The 21,812-nt window shown below is 69.8% G+C and carries 23 protein-coding genes; 17 read left to right on the top strand and 6 right to left on the bottom strand.

The genetic code is table 11. The annotated features are described in order from the left end of the window. Positions 1-22 precede the first annotated feature (22 nt). Positions 23-1,012, top strand: a complete 990-nt coding sequence (locus G6N64_RS18875; protein WP_163798691.1) for a COX15/CtaA family protein — start codon at positions 23-25, stop codon at positions 1,010-1,012. On the opposite strand, the gene G6N64_RS18870 is transcribed toward G6N64_RS18875, so the two are convergent. Further along, a complete protein-coding gene (locus G6N64_RS18870; protein ID WP_163798689.1) occupies positions 929-1,867 on the bottom strand; it encodes an ATP-grasp domain-containing protein in 939 nt (312 codons plus the stop codon). The two genes, G6N64_RS18875 and G6N64_RS18870, sit on opposite strands and share 84 nt — an antisense overlap. Before the next feature lie 18 nt (positions 1,868-1,885). Here G6N64_RS18870 and G6N64_RS18865 point away from each other — a divergent pair, with 18 nt between their 5' ends. Both G6N64_RS18865 and arfB read left to right on the top strand, forming a co-directional pair. Then, the gene (locus tag G6N64_RS18865) at positions 1,886-2,860 is read left to right on the top strand and encodes a quinone oxidoreductase family protein (protein WP_163798687.1); all 975 of its coding nucleotides are present in this window, start codon (positions 1,886-1,888) and stop codon (positions 2,858-2,860) included. Positions 2,861-2,864: 4 nt separating this feature from the next. Then, positions 2,865-3,296 (top strand): alternative ribosome rescue aminoacyl-tRNA hydrolase ArfB, encoded by a 432-nt coding sequence (gene arfB / locus G6N64_RS18860; protein ID WP_163798685.1) that lies wholly within the window; start codon positions 2,865-2,867, stop codon positions 3,294-3,296. Positions 3,297-3,299: 3 nt separating this feature from the next. Here arfB and G6N64_RS18855 read toward each other — a convergent pair whose 3' ends face one another. After that, complete coding sequence (locus G6N64_RS18855; protein ID WP_163798683.1) at positions 3,300-4,220, bottom strand: heme o synthase; 921 nt, start codon at positions 4,218-4,220, stop codon at positions 3,300-3,302. Positions 4,221-4,427: 207 nt separating this feature from the next. On the opposite strand from G6N64_RS18855, the gene tkt reads away from it, so the two are divergent. The 12 genes from tkt to pip are packed head-to-tail and all read left to right on the top strand — an operon-like array spanning position 4,428 to position 15,776. Continuing rightward, entirely contained in the window at positions 4,428-6,521 is a 2,094-nt protein-coding gene (tkt, locus tag G6N64_RS18850) for a transketolase (protein ID WP_163798681.1), read from the top strand. A gap of 22 nt (positions 6,522-6,543) precedes the next feature. Continuing rightward, positions 6,544-7,662: a transaldolase gene (gene tal, locus G6N64_RS18845; RefSeq protein ID WP_163798679.1), complete on the top strand. Its 1,119-nt coding sequence runs from the start codon at positions 6,544-6,546 to the stop codon at positions 7,660-7,662. A gap of 32 nt (positions 7,663-7,694) precedes the next feature. After that, positions 7,695-9,242 (top strand): glucose-6-phosphate dehydrogenase, encoded by a 1,548-nt coding sequence (zwf, locus tag G6N64_RS18840; RefSeq protein WP_163798677.1) that lies wholly within the window; start codon positions 7,695-7,697, stop codon positions 9,240-9,242. Then, a complete protein-coding gene (opcA, locus tag G6N64_RS18835) occupies positions 9,239-10,150 on the top strand; it encodes a glucose-6-phosphate dehydrogenase assembly protein OpcA (protein WP_163798675.1) in 912 nt (303 codons plus the stop codon). The genes zwf and opcA overlap by 4 nt, the downstream gene beginning before the upstream one ends. Then, positions 10,143-10,883, top strand: coding sequence for a 6-phosphogluconolactonase (gene pgl / locus G6N64_RS18830; RefSeq protein ID WP_163798673.1), 741 nt, complete (start codon positions 10,143-10,145; stop codon positions 10,881-10,883). The genes opcA and pgl overlap by 8 nt, the downstream gene beginning before the upstream one ends. Positions 10,884-10,903: 20 nt before the next feature. Continuing rightward, positions 10,904-11,281 (top strand): ATPase, encoded by a 378-nt coding sequence (locus G6N64_RS18825; RefSeq protein ID WP_163798671.1) that lies wholly within the window; start codon positions 10,904-10,906, stop codon positions 11,279-11,281. Continuing rightward, positions 11,278-12,552: a cytochrome P450 family protein gene (locus G6N64_RS18820; protein ID WP_163798669.1), complete on the top strand. Its 1,275-nt coding sequence runs from the start codon at positions 11,278-11,280 to the stop codon at positions 12,550-12,552. Before G6N64_RS18825 ends, G6N64_RS18820 begins: the two co-directional genes overlap by 4 nt. A gap of 48 nt (positions 12,553-12,600) precedes the next feature. Further along, on the top strand, positions 12,601-13,200 hold the full coding sequence (gene nthA, locus G6N64_RS18815) for a nitrile hydratase subunit alpha (RefSeq protein WP_163798667.1): 600 nt from the start codon (positions 12,601-12,603) through the stop codon (positions 13,198-13,200). Next, the gene (nthB, locus tag G6N64_RS18810; RefSeq protein ID WP_163798665.1) at positions 13,200-13,814 is read left to right on the top strand and encodes a nitrile hydratase subunit beta; all 615 of its coding nucleotides are present in this window, start codon (positions 13,200-13,202) and stop codon (positions 13,812-13,814) included. Before nthA ends, nthB begins: the two co-directional genes overlap by 1 nt. Position 13,815: 1 nt before the next feature. Continuing rightward, positions 13,816-14,151 (top strand): SH3-like domain-containing protein, encoded by a 336-nt coding sequence (locus tag G6N64_RS18805; protein ID WP_163798663.1) that lies wholly within the window; start codon positions 13,816-13,818, stop codon positions 14,149-14,151. Further along, positions 14,139-14,828: a cysteine hydrolase family protein gene (locus G6N64_RS18800; protein ID WP_163798661.1), complete on the top strand. Its 690-nt coding sequence runs from the start codon at positions 14,139-14,141 to the stop codon at positions 14,826-14,828. The genes G6N64_RS18805 and G6N64_RS18800 overlap by 13 nt, the downstream gene beginning before the upstream one ends. A 15-nt stretch (positions 14,829-14,843) precedes the next feature. Next, positions 14,844-15,776: a prolyl aminopeptidase gene (gene pip, locus G6N64_RS18795; RefSeq protein ID WP_163798659.1), complete on the top strand. Its 933-nt coding sequence runs from the start codon at positions 14,844-14,846 to the stop codon at positions 15,774-15,776. On the opposite strand, the gene ppc is transcribed toward pip, so the two are convergent. After that, positions 15,773-18,592, bottom strand: a complete 2,820-nt coding sequence (ppc, locus tag G6N64_RS18790; protein WP_163798657.1) for a phosphoenolpyruvate carboxylase — start codon at positions 18,590-18,592, stop codon at positions 15,773-15,775. The two genes, pip and ppc, sit on opposite strands and share 4 nt — an antisense overlap. A gap of 134 nt (positions 18,593-18,726) precedes the next feature. Between ppc and G6N64_RS18785 the strand changes: the two genes are divergently transcribed. Together G6N64_RS18785 and G6N64_RS18780 are read left to right on the top strand one after the other, a co-directional pair. Next, a complete protein-coding gene (locus tag G6N64_RS18785) occupies positions 18,727-19,008 on the top strand; it encodes a hypothetical protein (protein WP_197748283.1) in 282 nt (93 codons plus the stop codon). Then, positions 19,005-19,451, top strand: coding sequence for a MarR family winged helix-turn-helix transcriptional regulator (locus G6N64_RS18780; protein WP_246230709.1), 447 nt, complete (start codon positions 19,005-19,007; stop codon positions 19,449-19,451). The genes G6N64_RS18785 and G6N64_RS18780 overlap by 4 nt, the downstream gene beginning before the upstream one ends. Positions 19,452-19,463: 12 nt before the next feature. Here the strand turns inward: G6N64_RS18780 and secG are convergent, their stop codons facing one another. From secG to G6N64_RS18765, 3 genes are all read right to left on the bottom strand, one after another. Next, positions 19,464-19,706 (bottom strand): preprotein translocase subunit SecG, encoded by a 243-nt coding sequence (secG, locus tag G6N64_RS18775; protein ID WP_163798654.1) that lies wholly within the window; start codon positions 19,704-19,706, stop codon positions 19,464-19,466. Between the two features lie 79 nt (positions 19,707-19,785). Next, positions 19,786-20,571 carry a triose-phosphate isomerase gene (gene tpiA, locus G6N64_RS18770; protein WP_163798653.1) on the bottom strand — a complete coding sequence of 262 codons (786 nt, stop codon included), beginning with the start codon at positions 20,569-20,571 and terminating at the stop codon, positions 19,786-19,788. Between the two features lie 11 nt (positions 20,572-20,582). Continuing rightward, positions 20,583-21,812 (bottom strand): phosphoglycerate kinase, encoded by a 1,230-nt coding sequence (locus tag G6N64_RS18765; protein WP_163798651.1) that lies wholly within the window; start codon positions 21,810-21,812, stop codon positions 20,583-20,585.

Genomic DNA, 21,812 nt, shown 5'->3' with positions numbered 1-21,812 from the left:
AGATCTCCTCTACCATCGAAGCGTGCTCGTCGGACGCGTGTTCAGAAGGTGCGTCGACGTGCTGCCGCTGCCCAGCCTGCGGGTGCAGCGCCTGATCGCCCTCGCCGTCGTGATCACCCAGGGCGGCATCGCCGTGACCGGTTCGATCGTGCGCGTCACCGCCTCCGGCCTCGGGTGCCCGACCTGGCCGCAGTGCTTTCCGGGCAGCTTCGTCCCCGTCCCCCACGCCGAGGTGCCCGGCATTCACCAGGCCGTCGAGTTCGGCAACCGGCTGCTCACGTTCCTCGTCGTCCTCACCGCGGCCCTGGCGGTCCTCGCGGTGGTACGCGCGCGGCGCCGTCGCGAGGTGCTCGTCTACGCCTGGCTGATGCCCGCGTCGACAGTCCTGCAGGCCGTCATCGGCGGCATCACCGTCCTGACCGGGCTGCTCTGGTGGACCGTCGCCATCCACCTGCTGGTGTCCATGCTCATGGTGTGGCTCGCGGTGCTCCTGTACGCCAAGATCGGCGAGCCCGACGACGGCGTGCCAGAGCGCCTCGTCCCGAAGCCCCTGCGGCAGTTGACGATGCTCAGCGGAGTGGCGCTGTCGATGGTGCTGATCGCCGGCACGATGGTGACCGGTGCCGGCCCGCACGCGGGCGACAAGAGCGTCGACGCACCGGTGCCCCGTCTGGGCCTCGACATCGTCACCCTGGTATACCGGCACTCGGCCCTGGTCACCGCTTACCTGTGTCTGCTGATCGGTCTCGGCTTCGCGCTGCTGGCCGTGAAGGCACCGCGCCAGGTGACGATCCGCCTCGTCGTGCTGGTCGTCCTCGTCTGCCTGCAGGGCATGGTCGGGACGGTGCAGTTCTTCGCCGGCGTGCCCGCCGTCCTGGTCGCCGTCCACGTGGCCGGCGCGGCGATCTGCACCGCCGCGACGGCGGCCCTATGGGCGTCGATGCGACAGCGGACCAAGCCCCAACCGGTCGAGAGCCGACTCGACGGCGAGCGCGAACTCTCGCTGCCGTAGCCCACGGTCCTCGTCGTCGAGCTGTCGCCACCCCAGGGACGGCTCAACCAGTTCGAGTTCCAGCAGGTGTGGGTCGGTCCGATCCCCGATCACGTCGACCCGCGCGTACAGGAAGTCCGACGCCGAGCCCCCGAGACGGTCGGCCGCCGCGCGCAACGCGGCATACCCGACGTCCCACAGTTCGAAGTCGGGATCGGCAGGCGTCAGCGCCTCCTCGGCGAAGGTCCCGGACTCGTCCAATGCCGCGGCGCTGCCGGGAGCCGGTAGCAGCGGGCCCTTCGTGAAGGCGTGGGACTGCTCACCGCCGAGGAACACCAGCGCCGTCTCGCCGGCCTCGATGCGCGGATCGTAGGGCTGCACCAGCACCGTGCGTCCCGCGGCGTGCAGGCCGGCGGCGTGCTCGCGGGCCGATGCCTCGTCGTCGAAGCGCTGAGCGCCGACCGAGCCGGCGCCCACGGCGGGCTTGACCACGACCTCGCCGGCCGGCACCTCGACGGTCTCCCCCGGTGCGAAGAATCGGCTGGGCACCGTGGGCACTCCCGCGGCGGCCAGGTCGACGAGGTACCGCTTGTCGCTGTTCCACGCCACCACGTCGGGTGGGTTGAGCAGGTTGGGCACCCGCCTCGTCCAGGCCAGGAAGTCGCTCAGCCGCTCGGTGTAGTCCCACGTCGCCCGCAGGATCACCAGGTCGGCGGTTTCGGTATCGGGGTCGTCCCACGCCAGCCAGCGGGCGTGCAGACCGCGCGCCCGGAGCGCGCCGACGAGGCCGGCGTCGTCGCCGTCACCCTCGATCAGAGCGCTGCAACCTGCAAGGACGATCGAGGGATGCCGTAGGTCCGGCCGAGCGAGTTTCACGCCTGCATGATAGGTGTCATGTACGCCATCGAAGTCGCCGAAACCGGCGGGCCAGAAGTCCTCTCCTACGTCGAGCAGCCCACGCCCTCCCCCGGGCCGGGTCAGGTCCTGATCAAGGCCGACGCGATCGGCGTCAACTTCATCGACACCTACTTCCGGTCGGGCCAGTATCCGCGCGAACTGCCCTTCGTCGTGGGCACCGAGGTGTGCGGCACCGTCGCCGAGGTCGGCGAGGACGTCGCGGCGCTGTCCGTGGGCGACCGCGTCGTCACCGCGCAGGCCGTCGGCGCCTACGCCGAGTACTGCCTGGCCGCCGCCGATTTCGTCGCCTACGTGCCCGACGCCGTGCCCGCCGAGGTCGCGGCGTCGGCGCTGCTCAAGGGCATGACGGCGCACTACCTGATCAAGTCCGTCTACCCCGTCCAGCAGGGCGACGTGGTGCTGGTGCACGCGGGCGCGGGCGGCGTGGGGCTGATCCTCACCCAGTGGGCCACCAGCATGGCGGTCAAGGTCATCACCACGGTGTCGACGCCGGAGAAGGCGGACCTGTCCCGCCAGGCGGGGGCCATCGAGGTGCTGGACTACCCGGACGATCCGGCCGAGTTCGGCGCCAGGGTCCGCGAACTGACCGGTGGCGTCGGGGTCGCGGCGGTCTACGACGGCGTCGGCGCCTCGACTTTCGAGGCGAGCCTCGCCAGCCTCGCGATCCGGGGCACGCTCGCGCTGTTCGGCGCGGCCAGCGGTCCGGTCCCGCCGTTCGACCCGCAGCGGCTGAACGCCGCGGGATCGATCTTCCTGACCCGGCCCACGCTGGCGCACTACACCTACACCGCCGACGAGTTCTCCTGGCGCGCGGGCGAACTCCTCGATGCGATCGCCACCGGGACGCTCGACGTGACGGTCAGCGAGCAGTACCCGCTGGCGGAGGCCGCACGGGCGCACGCGGACCTGCAGGGCCGCAAGACCGTCGGCTCCGTGGTGCTGGTGCCGTGACGCAATGCCCGCCGACCTGATCGTGAGCCGGACGCTGGCCGTGCCGGCGTCCGAGCTGCACGAACGCTTCTCGAGGTCCTCGGGACCAGGCGGGCAGGGCGTCAACACCACCGACAGCCGGGTGGAACTGTCCTTCGACGTGGCCGGCTCGCCGTCGATCCCGCACCACCTGCGCCACCGCATGCTGTGCGCGCTGCGGAACCGGCTGACCGGTGGGGTACTGACCGTGACGGCGAGCGAGCACCGCGCGCAGCTGCAGAACAGGGCCGCGGCGCGCGAGCGCATGGCGCGGCTGCTGCGTGACGCCGCTGCCGCCCCGCCCCCGACGCGGCGGGCGACGCGGCCCACCCGGGGATCGAAGGAGCGCAGGATCGCGGAGAAGAAGCGCCGCGGTCAGACCAAGCAGGGCCGACGCGCGGGGTGGGACTCGAGCTAGCGGCTACAGGTGCAGCAGCGTCGGCAGGGCGAGCGCCGAATCCACGGCCAGCGCGCAGAACACGACGGCGAGGTAGTTGTTGGACTGCAGGAACAGTCGCAGCGGCTTGACGGGCTCACCGCGCTTGACCCCGCTGTAGAGCTGATGCGCCATCACCAGGAACCAGACGCCCGCCAGCAGCGCCACCGCGGCGTACAGCCAGCCGGTGGCCAGCGCCAGCCCCAGCGTCGCGAACACCGTCAGCCACGTGTAGATCAGGATCTGCTTGGTGACCTGGAGTTCGGTGGCCACGGTCGGCAGCATCGGCACGCCTGCGGCCTTGTAGTCGTCCTTGTAGCGCATCGCCAGCGCCCAGGTGTGCGGCGGCGTCCAGAAGAAGATGATGGCGAACATCACCAGCGCGGGCCACTGCACGGTCCCGGTGACGGCCGACCAGCCGATCATCACGGGCATGCAGCCCGCGGCCCCGCCCCACACGACGTTCTGCGAGGTACGCCGCTTCAGCAGGAGCGTGTAGACGAAGACGTAGAACAGGATCGTCACGATCGCCAACACGCCGGACAGCAGGTTGGTCGTGGTCCAGAGCCAGAAGAACGATCCGACGGACAGGACCAGACCGAAGATCAGGGCGTTGCGGGTCGGGACGGTGGCGCGGGCCAGGGGCCGCAACGCGGTGCGCTTCATGACCTTGTCGATGTCGGCGTCGGCCACGCAGTTCAAGGTGTTCGCACCGGCGGCGGCGAGCATCCCGCCGATCAGGGTGTTCAGGATGAGCAGCGGGTTCACCGTGCCACGCTCGGCAAGCAGCATCGCGGGGATGGCCGTGACGAGCAGCAGTTCGATGACCCGGGGCTTCGTCAGACCGACGTAGGCCAACAGGGTCGTGCGGATCCGTCCGGGCGCTACGCGCTCGCGAATGCTCACGCAGTTGACTCCTCATTCTTCGTGGCAGCGGCGCGCAGCTTCTACTACAGACGATGGTAGACCGCTTCGGTGCCGGGACGGCAATCCAGGGTCCGTTCACCGCCTCGACACCGCCTCCGGTCGCGGATGTCACACGCGGACTGCGACGCGGGGACCGAGCGCACTAGGGTGGTGGGGACTGGCTTGCCTACCTGGAGGAGTGAGTTCGTGACCACCGTGGAAGAAATTTCCGCACTCACCCAACCCCATCATCCCGACGACTGGACGGACATCGACTCCGTCGCCGTGGACACCGTGCGCGTACTGGCCGCGGATGCCGTGCAGAAGGTCGGCAATGGCCATCCGGGCACCGCGATGAGTCTCGCGCCACTGGCGTACACGCTGTTCCAACGACAGCTGCGGCACGACCCCAGCGACGTGCACTGGCTGGGCCGCGACAGGTTCATCCTGTCGTGTGGCCACAGCAGCCTCACGCTGTACATCCAGCTCTACCTCGGCGGCTTCGGGCTCGAACTGTCCGACATCGAGGCGCTGCGCACCTACAAGTCGAAGACCCCGGGCCACCCGGAGTTCCGGCACACCAAGGGCGTCGAGATCACGACGGGCCCGCTCGGCCAGGGTCTCGCCTCGGCGGTCGGCATGGCGATGGCGGCGCGCTTCGAGCGCGGTCTGTTCGACCCCGACGCCGCTCCGGGCACCAGCCCGTTCGATCACTTCATCTACGTCATCGCCTCCGACGGTGACATGGAGGAGGGCGTCACCAGCGAGGCGTCGTCGCTCGCGGGCACGCAGCAGCTCGGCAACCTGATCGTGTTCTACGACAAGAACCAGATCTCGATCGAGCACGACACCAACATCGCGCTGTCCGAGGACGTCGCCGCCCGCTACCGCGCGTACGGCTGGCACGTCCAGGAGGTCGAGGGCGGCGAGAACGTCACCGGCATCGAGGCCGCCATCGCGGAGGCCAAGAAGGTCACCGACAAGCCGTCGTTCATCGCGGTGCGCACCATCATCGGGTATCCCGCACCCACCAAGATGAACACCGGTGGCGTGCACGGCTCCGCGCTCGGCGACGACGAGGTGGCCGCCACCAAGAAGGTGCTCGGCTTCGATCCCGAGAAGACCTTCGAGGTGCGCGACGAGGTCATCGAGCACACCCGCAAGCTGGTCGACCGTGGCCGCGAAGCCCACGAGAAGTGGCAGCCGGAGTTCGACGCCTGGGCCGAGCGCGAACCCGAGCGCAAGAAGCTCCTCGATCGCCTGACGGCCGAGGAACTGCCCGACGGCTGGGACGCCGACGTCACGACGTGGGCGCCGGGCGACAAGCCGGTCGCCACCCGGGCCGCGTTCGGACAGGTGCTCAACGACGTGGCGCCGAAGCTGCCCGAGCTGTGGGGCGGCTCGGCCGATCTCGCGGGCAGCAACAACACCACGATCAAGGACGTGAAGTCGTTCGGTCCGCCGTCGATCTCCACGGAGGACTTCACGGCCGACTGGTACGGCCGCGTGCTGCACTTCGGCATCCGCGAGCACGCCATGGGCTCGATCCTGTCGGGCATCGTGCTGCACGGACCCACCCGGGCCTTCGGCGGCACGTTCCTGCAGTTCTCGGACTACATGCGGCCCGCGGTGCGACTGGCGTCGCTGATGGACATCGACACCATCTACGTCTGGACGCACGACTCGATCGGGCTCGGCGAGGACGGACCCACCCACCAGCCGGTCGAGCACCTCGCCGCGCTGCGCGCCATCCCGAACCTGTCGGTGGTGCGTCCGGGTGACCCCAACGAGACCGCCTACGCGTGGCGCAGCATCGTCGCCCGCGGCAACGGCAGCGGCCCGGTGGGCCTGATCCTGACCCGCCAGCCCGTCCCGGTGCTCGAGGGCACCGACTTCGACGGCGTCTCCAAGGGCGGGTACGTCCTCGGCGGCGGCACGCCGGCCGACGACGCGGACGTCATCATCATCGCCACGGGGTCGGAACTGCAGCTCGCCGTGGAGGCGCGGAAGCAGTTGGCGGAGAAGGACATCGTCGCCTACGTGGTGTCGATGCCGTGCGTGGAGTGGTTCGAGAGCCAGCCCAAGGAGTACCGCGACAGCGTGCTCCCGCCGCAGGTGTCGGCTCGCGTCGCCGTCGAGGCGGCCGTCGCGCAGAGCTGGTACAAGCTCGTCGGCGACACCGGCGAAATCGTCTCGCTCGAGCACTTCGGCGAGTCCGCAGACGACAAGACGCTGTTCCGCGAGTTCGGTTTCACCCCTGAAGCAGTGGTGGCCGCGGCGGAACGATCCATCGACAACTAATCAACGGATTGAGGCAAGACGCATGACTCAGAACCCGAACCTCGCGGCGCTGAGTGCCGCAGGAGTATCCGTATGGCTCGACGACCTGTCGCGTGAGCGACTGGAGTCGGGCAACCTGCAGGAACTCGTCGACACGCGCAGCGTCGTCGGCGTCACCACGAACCCGTCGATCTTCCAGGCCGCCCTGTCCAAGGGTGACGCCTACGACGCGCAGATCGCCGAACTCGCGGAGCGGGGCGCCGACGTCGACGCCACCATCCGCACCGTCACCACCGACGACGTGCGCAACGCGTGCGACGTCTTCGCCAAGACCTACGAGGCGTCCGGCGGCGTAGACGGCCGGGTGTCCATCGAGGTGGATCCCCGTCTGGCCCGCGACGCCGACAAGACGATCGCCCAGGCGATCGAACTGTGGAAGATCGTCGACCGGCCCAACCTGCTCATCAAGATCCCCGCGATGGAGGAGGGCCTGCCGGCGATCACCGCGGTGATCGCCGAGGGCATCTCGGTCAACGTCACGCTGATCTTCTCGGTCGAGCGGCACGAGGCCGTCATGGACGCCTACCTCGCGGGGCTGGAGAAGGCGAAGGAAGCCGGCCACGACCTGTCCAAGATCCATTCCGTCGCATCGTTCTTCGTGTCCCGCGTGGACAGCGAGATCGACAAGCGGCTCGAGGCGATCGGCTCGGACGAGGCGCTCGCGCTACGCGGGAAGGCCGGCGTCGCCAACTCTCGCCTGGCCTACGCCGCCTACCAGAAGGTGTTCGAGAGCGGTCAGCGCTTCGGCGTCCTCAAGGGTGACGGCGCCCGGGTGCAGCGCGTGCTGTGGGCGTCCACCGGGGTGAAGAACGAGGACTACTCCGACACGCTCTACGTCACCGAACTGGTCGCGCCCGACACCGTGAACACGATGCCCGAGAAGACGCTCGAGGCCGTCGCCGACCACGGCGAGATCAAGGGCGACACCGTCAGCGGCACCGCGGACGAGGCGCAGAAGGTGTTCGACGGGCTCGAGTCCGTGGGCATCGACCTCACCGACGTGTTCCTGGTGCTCGAGAACGAGGGCGTCGAGAAGTTCGACAAGTCGTGGAGCGAACTGATGGAAGCCACCAAGCAGCAGCTCGACGAGAAGAAGTCCTAACCGTCGATGAGCGCCTGCGCGAAGAGCCCGCGATGAGCGACTGCGCGAGCCGTCCGGCCGACTGGGTCAACCCGCTTCGGGACAAGCGCGACAAGCGGATGCCGCGCATCGCGGGGCCCTGCGCCGTCGTGATCTTCGGCGTGACGGGTGACCTCGCACGCAAGAAGCTCATGCCGGCGATCTACGACCTGGCGAACCGCGGGCTGCTGCCGCCGTCGTTCGCGCTGATCGGGTTCGCACGCCGGGACTGGGCCGACGAGGACTTCGGCAAGGTCGTCTACGACGCGGTGAAGCAGCACGCGAGAACGCCGTTCCGGCAAGAGGTCTGGGACCGGTTGGCCGAGGGCATCCGCTTCGTGCAGGGGACGTTCGACGACGAGTCGTCGTTCGAGCGGCTCAAGGCCACCCTGGACAAACTCGACCAGGAACGCGGTACGGGCGGCAATCATGCGTTCTACCTGTCGATCCCGCCGAACGCGTTCCCGGTGGTGTGCGAGCAGCTGTCGAAGTCCGGACTGGCCGACAAGCCCGAGGGCTGCTGGTCGCGCGTCGTCATCGAGAAGCCGTTCGGCCACGACCTGAAGAGTGCAGAGGCGCTCAACGGCGTCGTCAACGGCGTCTTCCCCGAGGCGTCGGTGTTCCGCATCGACCACTACCTCGGCAAGGAGACGGTGCAGAACATCCTCGCCCTGCGCTTCGCCAACGAGTTGTTCGAGCCGGTCTGGAACTCGCACTACGTCGACAGCGTCCAGATCACGATGGCCGAGGACATCGGCCTGGGTGGTCGCGGCGGCTACTACGACGGGGTGGGCGCCGCCCGCGACGTCATCCAGAACCACCTGCTGCAGTTGTTGGCGCTGACCGCGATGGAGGAGCCCGTCAGCTTCTCCCCCAGCGAGTTGCAGGCCGAGAAGATCAAGGTGCTCTCGGCCAGCACGCTGGCGGAACCGTTGGACGAGACCACCTCTCGCGGCCAGTACACGGCCGGCTGGCAGGGCGGTGAGCGGGTGGTCGGACTGCTCGAGGAGGAGGGCTTCTCCACGACCTCCACCACCGAGACGTTCGCCGCGATCACCGTCGACGTCGACACCCGCCGGTGGGCGGGCGTCCCGTTCTACCTGCGCACGGGAAAGCGTCTGGGACGCAGGGTCACCGAGATCGCGCTGATCTTCAAGCGTGCGCCGCACCTGCCCTTCGACGCGACGATGACCGAGGAACTCGGCCAGAACGCCCTCGTCATCCGCGTCCAGCCCGACGAGGGCATCACGCTGCGCTTCGGTTCCAAGGTGCCGGGCAACGCCATGGAGGTCCGCGACGTCAGCATGGACTTCTCCTACGGATCGGCGTTCGCCGAGGAGTCGCCCGAGGCCTACGAGCGGCTGATCCTCGACGTGCTGCTCGGTGAGCCCTCGCTGTTCCCGGTCAACGCGGAGGTCGAATTGGCCTGGAAGATCCTCGATCCCGCGCTGGAGTACTGGGCCTCACACGGCAAGCCCGACCCGTACGAGTCCGGCGGCTGGGGCCCGGATTCCGCGTTCGAGATGATGAACCGCACCGGCCGGGCCTGGAGGAGACCGTGATAGTCGACCTGCCGGACACCGATACCGGCGCCATCAACAAGAAGATCCAGGCACTGCGCGAAGAGGGCGGCGCGATCACGCTGGGTCGCGTGCTCACCCTCGTCATCGCCCCGGACACCGAAGCGGTGCTGGAGGAGTCGATCGAGGCCGCCAACGCCGCCAGCCGGGAACACCCGTGCCGCGTGATCGTGGTGAGCCCGGGCGACCGGCTCGCGACCGACGCGAGGCTCGACGCCCAGCTGCGGGTGGGCAGCGACGCCGGCGCGAACGAGGTCGTCGTGCTCCGCCTGTCCGGCCCGCTGGCCAACCACGCCAGCAGCGTCGTCATGCCGTTCCTGCTGCCAGACACCCCGGTGGTGACGTGGTGGCCGGACGTCGCCCCCGCCGTGCCCTCGCAGGATCCGCTGGGGCAGTTGGCCTTGCGCCGCATCACCGACGCCACGAACGCGGAGGATCCGCTGGCCGCCATCAAGGGCCGCCTCGCCGGCTACACGCCGGGCGACACCGATCTCGCGTGGAGCCGGATCACGTACTGGCGGGCGCTGCTGACCTCGACCCTGGATCAGGGGCCCTTCGAGAAGGTCGAGTCGGCGCACGTCTCGGGCCTCAAGGACGAACCCGCGCTGGACATCCTGGCCGGCTGGCTGGCCAGCAACGTCGACGGACCGGTGACCCGGGGCGTCGGTGACCTGAAGGTCGAACTGGTCCGGGCGAGCGAGACCATCACGCTGAGCCGGCCGCAGGAGGGCATCACCGCCTCCCTGACCCGGACCGGCAAGCCCGACTCCCTGGTTCCGTTGGCGCGCAGGGAGACCCGCGAGTGCCTGGCCGAGGACATGCGCCGCCTCGACGCCGACGAGATCTATCAAGCCGCCCTCCTGGGGATGGCCGAGGTGACCTATGTCTGAGACCGTGATCGAGAAGTACGCCGACACCGACGCGCTGGTCGCCGCGGCAGGCGACCGCCTGGTGGGCGCCATCACCGCCGCGATCGACGCGCGCGACGTCGCGCACGTCTCCCTGACCGGCGGCGGCACCGGTGGCAAGCTGCTCAAACGCGTGGCCGAGCGGTCCGGGGAGATCGACTGGGCGAGGGTCCACGTCTACTGGGGCGACGAGCGGTTCGTCCCGGTCGACGACGACGAGCGCAACGAGAAGCAGGCCCGCGAGGCGCTGCTCGACGGCGTCGACATCCCGGCGGCCAACGTGCACGCGATGGCGCCGAGCGGCGGCGAGTACGGCGACGACATCTACGCCGCCGCGCTGGCCTACGAGCAGGTGCTCAAAGCGCATGCCGAGGAGGGCCTCGCCGCGCCCCGGTTCGACGTGCACCTGCTCGGCATGGGCGGCGAGGGGCACGTCAACTCGCTGTTCCCGCACACCGAGGCGACCCGGGAGGCCGAGCGCTTCGTCGTCGGCGTGACCGACTCCCCCAAGCCGCCGCCGCTGCGGATCACGATGACCTTCCCCGCGGTCACGCTGTCGCGCGAGGTGTGGCTGGTGGTGTCCGGTGACGAGAAGGCCGAGGCCGTCGCCTCCGCGATCGGGGGCGCGAGCCCCGAGGACGTGCCCGCAGCGGGCGCGGTCGGCCGCGAGGCCACCGTGTGGCTCCTCGACGAAGCCGCCGCGTCCCGCCTGTAGCTCGTCGCATACTGAGCGGCATGGCAGACAAGGGAGACGGCCGCAGTCGGCCGGTCAGCGGTCGGCAACGCATCAAGACTCTGACGCAGGCCGCGCTCAACGCGGACGCCACGGTCGAGCAGGTCGACGCGTTGCTCACCGACCTCGGTGACACGCTCACCGGCCTCGACAAGACCACCAGTGGTCTCGACGAGACGCTGGCCCGGTTCAACGACACCATCACCCGCATCGACGAACTGGCGCCCCGGCTCATCGCGGTGGTGGAGCGCCTCGAGCACATCGTGGACCGTGTCGAGCGCATCGTCGGGCTCGGCGAATCCGTGGTCGCCCCCTGGGCGGCGACCGAGAACGCCGTGCGTGGCGCACTGAGCGCGGTGCGGAGGTCCACCGGTCTGTGAACGACCGGGTGCCGGTGGCCGAGGGCGTCGGCCTGCCGTGGGACGTCGCGGTCACCGACGGCGTCGCGGCCATCGCCGCGGCCCGGGAGCGGCACGGCGACACCTTCGTCGTCGACAGCGGCGGGCAGCACTACCTGTTCACGTTCTCCCCCACCGGCGTCGAGTCGTTCTACGCGCTGCCCGAGGAGGTCGCGAGCAAGGGCGTCGCCGACTACCTGATGCTCCGCCGCAAGCTGCCTGACGAGATCTTCGCGGGCCGCCGCACGCTGCCGGGTTCGCTCTTTCGTCGCGACGACGTGACGTCCTACCTCGACAACCTCGACGCCGCGCTCGACGCCACGTTCGCCGAACTGGGCGACGCGGGGACGGTGGACGTGTTCGCGCTGACCCGCCGCCTCGGCCACCGGATGGGGCTGGCGTCATGGGCGGGCCCGGCCGCTGCGGACCCCGGTTCCCTCGAGCGGCTCGTGGTGGCGTTCGACGCGCTCGACGGGTCGGACGCCTTCGTACACCCGGACGCCATGGCGGCGATCGCCGACTCGGGGAAGGCCGTCGAGCGCGCCGCCCTCGACGACGTCGTCGACGTGATCGAAGGCGTTCTGCGCGAACGTCGTTCGAGCGTCCAGCCCGAGTCGCTGTTCGGACGCATCGTGGCCGCCTGGGCCGGCGAGCCCGACGACGTCCGGCTCCGCGGCATCGCGCTGGACGTCGCGCTGATCCACGTCGCGTCGATGTCGAACCTGATGGCTGCGCTGGGCTGGGCGCTGGTCGACCTCGTCGAGCACCCCGACGACGCCGCACGCGTCGCGGCGGGCGATGCCGAATGGGCCCGGAGCTGCGCGCTGGAGAGCACCCGGATGGCGCAGCGCTCGATCATGTCGCGGGTGGTGCTCGAACCGGTGACGTTCGATGCAGGCGACGTGGTGGTCGACGTGCCCGCCGGGTGGACGATCTCGACGCTGCTGCCGCTGCTCAACACCTCCGTCGCGCCGGGCCTGGACCGGTGGGATCCCGCCCGGTGGCACCGCCACCGCCTGGCCGAGGCCGACGCGCTCGCGTCGCCGATGCTGGTGACCGCCTTCGGTCACGGCAGGCACTCCTGCCCGGCACGACCGTTCTCGCTGTCGGCGATGACCACGGCGATGACGCGACTGCTGGGCCGCTACGACGTGACCTCGGGCTGGACCGGGCATCCCGCACCGGTGGCCGCCCAGATCGGCGGGGTGGCACGCGCGGCCTATCCCTGCCCCATCCACTACGTCAGAAGCTGAACCCGGGGTTTTCACCCGTGCGTGACCGCAGCGCCCTAGGGTGCCACCATGTCGACCGATCATGATGACGCCTCGTCGTCCGACGTCGACATCCGCGTCCGGGCGCTCGAATCGTCGCTCGTCGCCGCCGGATACGTCGAGGCCGAAGCGCTCGACCGGCTGGTCGAGGCGCACGAGACCACGATCGGGCCGCACATCGGGGCACGCGCCGTGGCACGGGCGTGGAGCGACCCCGGATACCGACGGGCGCTGCTCGCGGACGCCGCTTCGGCGGTGGCACCGTTCACCCACACCGGACGCGTCGGTGACCAGTTGATCGTCGTCGAGAACACCGAAGCCGTGCACAACCTGGTGGTGTGCACGCTCTGCTCCTGCTATCCGTGGGACGTACTCGGCTTGCCGCCCGTCTGGTACAAGTCGCCCGCCTACCGCTCTCGGGCCGTGCGCGAGCCGCGCGCCGTGCTGGCCGAGTTGGGCGTCGAACTCGGGCCGGAGACGACGGTGCGCGTGTGGGACTCCACGGCGGAGGTCCGCTATCTGGTTCTGCCGATGCGGCCGGCCGGCACCGACGGCTGGTCCGAGGAACGCCTCGCGCAGATCGTCGGTCGCGACGCCATGATCGGCACCGCACTGCCCACGGTGTCCTGATGGACGGCGTACACGACCTCGGCGGCATGGACGGGTTCGGCGCGGTACACGTCGAACCCGATGAGCCCGTCTTCCACCAGGATTGGGAAGGACGCGTCTACGCCCTGAACACGGCGATGGGCGCGCGTGGGGTGTGGAACATCGACGTCGGCCGCTTCGCGATCGAGTCGTTGCCACCGCTGACGTACGTGACGAGTACCTACTACGAACTCTGGTTGGCCAAACTGGAACGCCTGCTGACGGAGCGTGCGGCGGTGTTGGGCCAGGGCACGACGTTCACCGTGGACGACGTCGGGCGTGTGCTCACGCGGGGCACCTACGTGCGGCCCGCGACCTCGACCCCACGGTTCGCGACGGGAGACCGCGTCCGCGCGCGCAACCTCCACCCTCGCGGGCACACCAGGCTACCGCGGTACGTGCGCGGTCACGTCGGCGTCGTCCAGGACGTGCACCGTCCGAACGTGTTCCCCGACAGCGTCGTTCGTGGTGACGGTGAGCAACCGCAGTGGCTCTACACCGTGTCGTTCGAGGGCACCGAACTCTGGGGCGAGGATGCGGAGCCCGACACCACGGTGGCCGTGAACGCGTTCGAGCCCTATCTGGACCAGGCCTGACGTGTCCGACTCCGCCGTCTTCGCCGAGCCGTGGGAGGCCCGCACCTTCGCCATGGTGCGCATCCTGCGCGACACCGGAGTCATCTCGGCCGCGCAGTGGACGGCCGCCCTCACCGCGCAGCTCGAGGACGACCGCAGCGGCGGGGTCGACTACCGGCACTGGCTGGGCGCTCTCGAAGGCCTGCTCACCATGAGCGGACTGGTGCCCCACGACGAACTGATGCGCCACCGCGCGGCCTGGCGGACGGCCACCGAGCGCACCGCCCACGGCGAACCGATCGAACCGACCGCCGCCGACTTTCCCGACCGAACCCCTGGAGACCAGTGCACGCCATAGACATTCCGCAGTGGGTCATCGATCGGGTGATCGCCAAGCGCGGCGCCGAGCACGTCTTCACCGACCTCGATCCCGCGAAGACGGCGTTGATCGTGATCGACATGCAGAACGCGTTCATGCTCCCCGGCGTCGGGTTCGTGAACATCGCGACGGCCCCGGAGATCGTCCCGAACGTCAACCGGCTGGCCCGTGCCGTACGTTCGGCCGGCGCCACGGTGATCTGGATCAAGATGACCTACGACGACGACGAGCCGGTGGACTGGTCGGCGTTCTACGAGCTGTGCACGCCCGAACTAGGCGCCACACGGCGAACGGCCCTCACCAGAGGTTCTCGGGGACATCACATCTGGTCGGAACTCGACGTCCTCGACGGCGATCCGATCATCGAGAAGACGAAGTTCTCGGCACTGGTGCAGGGCTCCAGCGGGCTCGACGCGTATCTGCGCGAGCGCGGGATCGACACCCTGATCATCACCGGCTGCCTGACCGACGTGTGCTGTGAGTCGACCTCCCGCGACGGCATGATGCTGAACTACCGCGTCATCCTGGTGACCGACGCCAACGCCGCCGACACCGACGTCGACCACAACGCCGCCCTGTGCGCGGTGTACACCACGTTCGGCGACGTGATGCCCACCGACATGGTGGTCGGACTGCTGCACGGGTCTGCACCGTAGGTGGCACGCACGGGCATGCTCGACGTCGGAGACGGTCAAACGGTGTGGTTCGGCGAGGCGGGCAACCCCGACGGGATACCGGTGGTGTGCCTGCACGGCGGGCCGGGTGGGGGTGGGTCGCGCGGCGGCTGGAAGGCGTTCGACCCGGCGGTGTTCCGTACCGTGCTGTTCGATCAGCGGGGATGCGGTGAGAGTCTGCCCAACGTCGGCGACCCCGCGGTGTCGCTCGAGGCGAACACCACACCGCATCTCGTCGCCGACGTCGAACGTCTCCGCGAGCACCTCGGCATCGAGCGATGGCTGGTGTACGGGGCGTCGTGGGGGTCGACGCTCGCCCTGACCTACGCGCAGCGCCATCCCGACCGGGTGACCGGGCTGCTGCTGGTCGCCGTGACGACGTCGACGCCCGGCGAGATCGACTGGCTCTACCGCGGAGTGCGGCGACTGGTGCCCGACGCGTGGGACGACTTCCGCGCCGGCGCCGGGCCAGGCGCCCATTCGGACTCGAGTGCGGACCTGATCGCCGCGTACGCCCGGCTGATCGCCGACCCCGACGCGGACGTCCGGGAACGCGCCGCCCACGACTGGTGCGCCTGGGAGGACGCCGTCATCGCCCACGAGTCGACGGGGTCACCCGGGAACTACGCCCGCCGAACGGGTCTCGACCGCACCGCGTTCGTCCGGCTGGCCGCGCACTACTTCGGCCACCATGCCTGGCTGCGCGACGGCGAGCTGCTGGCCGGCATGGACGCGATCGGGCACCTACCCGGCCGCATGGTGCACGGCAGGCTCGACCTGAGCTGCCCCGCGCAGACCGCATGGGAGCTGGCGAAGCGGTGGCCGTCGGGACGGCTCGCGCTGATCGACGACGCCGGGCACACCGGCAGCCCCGCGTTCGGTGCCGCGATCCGCGCGGCGGTCGACGACGTCGCCCGACTGCTGCGCTAGCCGCTGTTCCGCAGCGCCGTCGCCAAGCCGCTCATCGTGAGCAGGATGCCGCGCTGCACCAGCTCCTCGGCGTCACCGGCGCGGAACCGGCGCAGCAATTCGACCTGCAGGTGGTTCAGCGGTTCCAGGTAGGGGAAGCGGTTGAACACCGACCGCGCCAGCGACGGGTTGTCGGCGAGGAGGTCGTCCTGGCCGGTGATCAGTTCGTGCACGGCGATGGTCCGGTGGTACTCCGCCACGATCTGGTCGAACACCCTGCGCCGCAACGCCTCGTCCTCGACGAGTTCGGAGTACCGCGCCGCGAGGCCCATGTCGGCCTTGGCCATCACCTGCGCCATGTTGGACAGCACGGTCCGGAAGAACGGCCAGCGCTCGTAGAGGTCCCGGAGCACGCCCACCTTCTCGTCACGGGTCTCGGGTCCGGCGTCGAGCCACTCCTCGACCGCAGTCCCCGTGCCGTACCACCCGGGCAGCATCACCCGGGACTGACTCCACGCCAGCACCCAGGGGATCGCGCGCAGGTCGGAGATCGACTCAGTCGGCTTGCGTGACGCCGGTCGGCTGCCGATGTTCAGCGCGCCGATCTCGCTGACCGGCGTCGAGGCCTTGAAGTACTCGACGAAGCCGTCGGTGTCGTGCACCAGCGCACCGTAGGCACGCTGGGCGCGGGCGGCCAGGTCGTCGAGCACCTCGTAGGCGGGTTCGGCGGTGTCGCCGAGCCCTTCGACGTCGAGCAGCGTCGACTCGAGCGTCGCGGCGAGTAGCGTCTCGAGGTTGCGATGCGCGATCCTCGGCTCGGCGTACTTGGCCGCGATGATCTCGCCCTGCTCGGTGATCCGCAGCGACCCGCGCACCGCGCCGGGCGGCTGCGCCAGGATGGCGTCGTAGCTCGGGCCGCCGCCGCGTCCCACGGTGCCGCCGCGACCGTGGAAGAGCCGCAGCCTGATCCCGGTCGTGCGGGCGGTCTCGACCAGGTCGAGTTCGGCGCGGTAGAGCGCCCAGTTGGCCGCGAGGTAGCCGCCGTCCTTGTTCGAGTCCGAGTACCCGAGCATGACCTCCTGCTGCTCCCCGCGGGCGGTGACGAGCGCGCGGTACAGCGGCAGGTCCAGCACCGCCTCGAGGATCGCCGAGCCGCGCTGCAGGTCGTCGATGGTCTCGAACAGCGGGACGATGCCGACGGGGGCATACGGTTGGTCACCCGACGCTCCCCCGGGAACGCTGATCAGCCCGGCCTCCTTCAGCAGGATCGCCGCCTCCAGCATGTCGGACACCGACTGGCACATCGAGATGATGTAGTTCGGAACGGCGTTGGGCCCGAACACCTTCACCGCGCGGGCGCCGGCGGTGACGATGTCGACCTCCTTGCGCGCCAACTCGGAGAGATCGGCGTCCGGGCCGACGAGCGGGCGGCGGGTGGCGAGTTCGCCGATCAACAGCTCGACGCGTTCGTCCTCGGACAGCGAACCGTAGTCGGGATGCACGCCCGCCCATGCCAGCAGCTCCGCGACGACCTCCTCGTGGACGTCCGAGTTCTGCCGCATGTCGAGGCCGGAGAGGTGGAACCCGAAGACGTGCACCGCTTCCCGCAACCGGGCGAGGCGGTCGTCGGCGACGACCGCGCTGCCGTTGGCGCGCAGCGAGCCGTCCACGACGTCGAGGTCGGCGAGGAGGTCCTCCGGCGTCTCGTACCGCTCGAGACCCAGGTCGAGCGTGCGCTCCGGCTGTCGGTCGAGGATCTGGTGCGCCGTCGCCGTCAAGCGGGCGTGGACGGCGCGCAGCGCTCGCCGGTAGGGCTCGTCGGCGCGTGCGGGTTCGGCGCAGGTCTCGGCCAGCGCGGCGAGGTCGTCGGTGACCCGCACCAGCCGGGCCGACATCGACAGCTCCTCCTCGAGCGCGCTGATCTCCGCAAAGTAGTGGTTCAGCGCGGTGAACGCGGCGCTGCCCGTGGCGAGCCGCACCACCTCGGCCGTCACGTTCGGGTTGCCGTCCCGGTCGCCGCCGATCCACGAGCCGGGCCGCAGGATCGGCTCGGCCAGCACGTGGGCGTCGGGCCAGCGGGCCTGCAGCGCGGTACGGATCTCGGCGTTCACCTTCGGGATCACCTCGAAGAACGCCGACGGGTAGTAGCGCAGGCCGGTCTCGATCTCGTCCTGGATCTTGAGGCGGGACAGCCGGATCAGCGCGGTCTGCCACAGGGTGAGGATGTGCCGGCGCAGTTCGAGTTCGATGCTGCGTCCGTCGTCGGTGCTGTCGTGGCCCTGGGCGCGCCGTCGCATCAGCTCGGTGATCCGGTGCTGCGTGTCGAACACGGTGCGGCGCCGGGTCTCCGTCGGGTGGGCGGTGATCACCGGCGACACCAGGGCGCCGTACAGCGCGTCGGCGACCGTGGCGGAGTCGAGGTCGGCGGACTCCAGTTTGAGGTAGGTCGCCGCCAGGCTGCTCGTCTGCGGCGGCTCCCCCGCCGCCACGTGCACCGCGCGGCGCCGCTCGCGGTGGATGTCCTCCGCGACGTTGGCCAGCAGCGCGAAGTGGGTGAACGCGCGGATGACCGGAATCGCCTGGTGGACGTCGATGCCGTCGAACAGTCGCGCCAGCTCGACGCGCTCGATCTCGGATCGACGGACCCGGAACGATTCGACGCGCGCGTTCTCGACGAGTTCGAACACCTCGTCACCGCTCTGCTCGCGCACGGTGTCACCGAGGATCGTCCCCAGCAGGCGGATGTCGTCGCGCATCGGTTCGGTCGCTTCACGTCCCACCCGGGTGCGCAGGACGGACCCGATCGGTTCGAGGACGGTGTCGGATGCGTCGGCCATGGCTCGATTATCGTCTGGCCGCCGAGGTGCCGCATGGCGACCTCGCAGGGTCGCGGACGAATGCGTGCACCGTGCACGGTGATGGTACGGTCGACGTGCGTGCACGATGCACGCACCAGTCGAGGAGGACGCACGTGGCACGGGACCCGATCACCACACCAGAGGACGTCCTCGCCGACGGCGTCGACCACACCACGGTCGGCGGCGTCGCCGTCCGCAAGGGCACGGTCGCCGCATTCCTCGCCAACGCCACGGCACTCGGAGCGGCCGCGGACGGCTCCGCCGAGTTCGAGGCGATCGCGACCGAGATCCGCGCCGCCAGGCCCGCACTGGACGCGATCGGGCTCTTCGAGGTGCTCGCGGTGCGCGACCCGCGCGTGGCCTCGGTCCTGGCGGACGCGCCCCGACACCGGTGACACGCCTGGGCGCGACGCTCGCCGCGGCCTTCGCCGAGGTGCTGCAGCGCTCCACCCGATCCCGGATGTACGGGTTGCTGACGCACGACCTCGACGCCGCCATCGACGCCGCGACCTATCCGGTGATCAGCGCGCTGGACCGTGTCGGCAGCCGCAGTGCCGCCGAACTCGCCGCCGACGTCGGCCTCGACCGGTCCGTCGTCAGCAGGCACGCCGACCGCCTGGAGGTGGCCGGGTTGCTCCGTCGCGAACCGGACCCGCGCGACGGAAGGACGACGCTGCTGACGCTCACCGAGCGCGGCGCCCAGCAGGTGGGAGTCATGCGCGAGCGTCTCGACGACGCCTTCGACGACTACCTCGCCACACTGCCGCGGGACGAGGCGCGTGCGTTCGTCGACGGGTTCGTCCGCTTCGTCCGCGACGGCCCGTTCGGCTCCCGGTGAGGGGTGCGGGCGTTAGACGCCGACGCCGTACTTGATCTGCAGCGCCACGCCGATGATCGACACCAACCAGATGCCGACGACGAAGTAGGTGAGGCGGTCGAGGTTCTTCTCGACGACGGTCGAGCCCGACAGGCTGGACTGCACGCCGCCGCCGAACAACGTCGACAGGCCACCACCCTTGGCGCGGTGCAACAACACCAGCAACACCGTCAACAGACTGGTGACGATGAGGGTGATCTGCAAAGCCAGGAACATGGCGTTCAGACTACCGTGCCGGAGACGCCGATCCTGCCAGCGGGTGACGGCGCGATCAGGGCAGCGGGTGACGGCGCGATCAGGGCAGCGGCCCGCCGGCGGCGATCGCCGACAGCGTCGCGAACTGCTCGCCGTCCAGCGACGCACCGCCGACCAGTGCACCGTCGACGTCGTCCTGACCGACGATCTCGCCGACGTTCTTCGCGTTCACCGAACCGCCGTAGAGCACCCGAACCGAGGCGGCGACGTCGATGGACGCCAACTCGGCGAGCTCCGACCGGATCGCCGCGCACACCTCCTGGGCGTCGGCCGCACTCGCGACGCGACCCGTGCCGATGGCCCACACCGGCTCGTAGGCGATGACCACGCGGGAGATCTGTTCGGCCGACAGACCGGCCAGCGACCCCCGCAGCGAGGTGACGTTGTACGCGACGTGATCGCCGGCCTCACGGACCTCGAGCGCCTCGCCGATGCACACGATCGGCGTCAAGCCGTGCTTCAGTGCCGCCGCCGCCTTCGCCGCCACCAGGGCGTCGTCCTCGGCGTGATACGTGCGGCGCTCCGAGTGGCCGACGACCGCGAACGTGCACCCGAGCTTCGCGAGGAACGCGCCGCTGATCTCGCCGGTGTAGGCGCCGGAGTCGTGCTGGGACACGTCCTGCGCGCCGTAGGTGAGGCGCAGCTTGTCACCGTCCACCAGCGTCTGCACGCTGCGCAGGTCGGTGAACGGCGGGATGACGGTGACGTCGACGTGGTCGAAGTACTTGTCCGGCAACGAGAATGCGATCTTCTGCACCAGGGCGATGGCCTCGAAGTGGTTGAGGTTCATCTTCCAGTTGCCGGCGATGAGCGGTGTGCGTGCCACGGAAGGGGCTCCTAGCTCGAGGGACTGGCGGACGAGATGATCTGGATGCCGGGCAGCGTCTTGCCCTCGAGGTACTCCAGCGAGGCGCCGCCGCCGGTGGAGATGTGCGAGAAGCCGTCCTCGGGCAGACCGAGCTGGCGGACCGCCGCGGCCGAGTCGCCGCCACCGACGACGCTGAACGCGCCCTTGGCAGTGGCCCCGATGATCGCCTCCGCGACGCCCTTGGTGCCCGCCGCGAACTCCGGGAACTCGAACACGCCCATGGGGCCGTTCCAGAACACCGTCTTCGCGTTCGACAGCAGGGCGGTGAAGCGCTTGACCGACTCGGGACCGATGTCGAGCCCCATCGTGCCGTCGGGGATCTCGGTCGCGGACACCGTGCTGGGCGGCGAGTCGGCGGCGAACTCCTTCGCCACCACGATGTCGACGGGGAGGTGGATCACGTCGCCGTAGTCCTCGAGCAGCTTCTTGCAGGTGTCGATCATCTCCTCCTGCAGCAGCGAGTTGCCCACCGAAACTCCCTGCGCTGCAAGGAAGGTGAAGCACATGCCGCCGCCGATGACGATGCTGTCGGCCTTGGTCGCCAGGTTCTCGATGACCGCGAGCTTGTCGGACACCTTCGACCCGCCGAGCACGACCGCGTAGGGCCGCTCCGTCGAACTGGTCAGCTGCTCGAGCACCTCGACCTCGGTCGCCACCAGGGTGCCCGCGTAGTGCGGCAGCAGCGTCGCGACGTCGTACACCGACGCCTGCTTGCGGTGCACCACGCCGAAGCCGTCGGACACGAACGCACCGTCGTCGCCGACGAGTTCGACGAGCGACTTCGCCAGCGCGAGGCGCTCGTCGTCGTCCTTGCTGGTCTCGCGCGGCTCGAACCGGATGTTCTCCAGCAGCAGCACGTCGCCGTCGGTCAGGCCCTCGGCGCGCGCGAGCGCGTCGGTGCCCACGACGTCACCGGCCAGCTGGACGTGCCGACCGAGCTTCTCGCCGAGCGCGGCCGCAACCGGCGCCAGCGAGAACTTCGGGTCCGGCCCGTCCTTCGGCCGCCCGAGGTGAGCGGTGACGATGACCTTCGCGCCGGCGTCGGCGAGCTTCTGGAGCGTCGGCACCGAGGCGATGATGCGGCCCGGATCCGAGATGTTCCCGTCGTCGTCGAGCGGCACGTTCAGGTCGGAGCGCACCAGCACGCCCCGACCCTCGACGCCGTCGGCCAGCAGATCTTCGAGCGTCTTGACAGCCAT

This window comes from Mycolicibacterium sediminis (assembly GCF_010731735.1).
Lineage (GTDB): Bacteria > Actinomycetota > Actinomycetes > Mycobacteriales > Mycobacteriaceae > Mycobacterium > Mycobacterium sediminis.
This window is presented reverse-complemented; position numbering and strand designations above follow the sequence as displayed.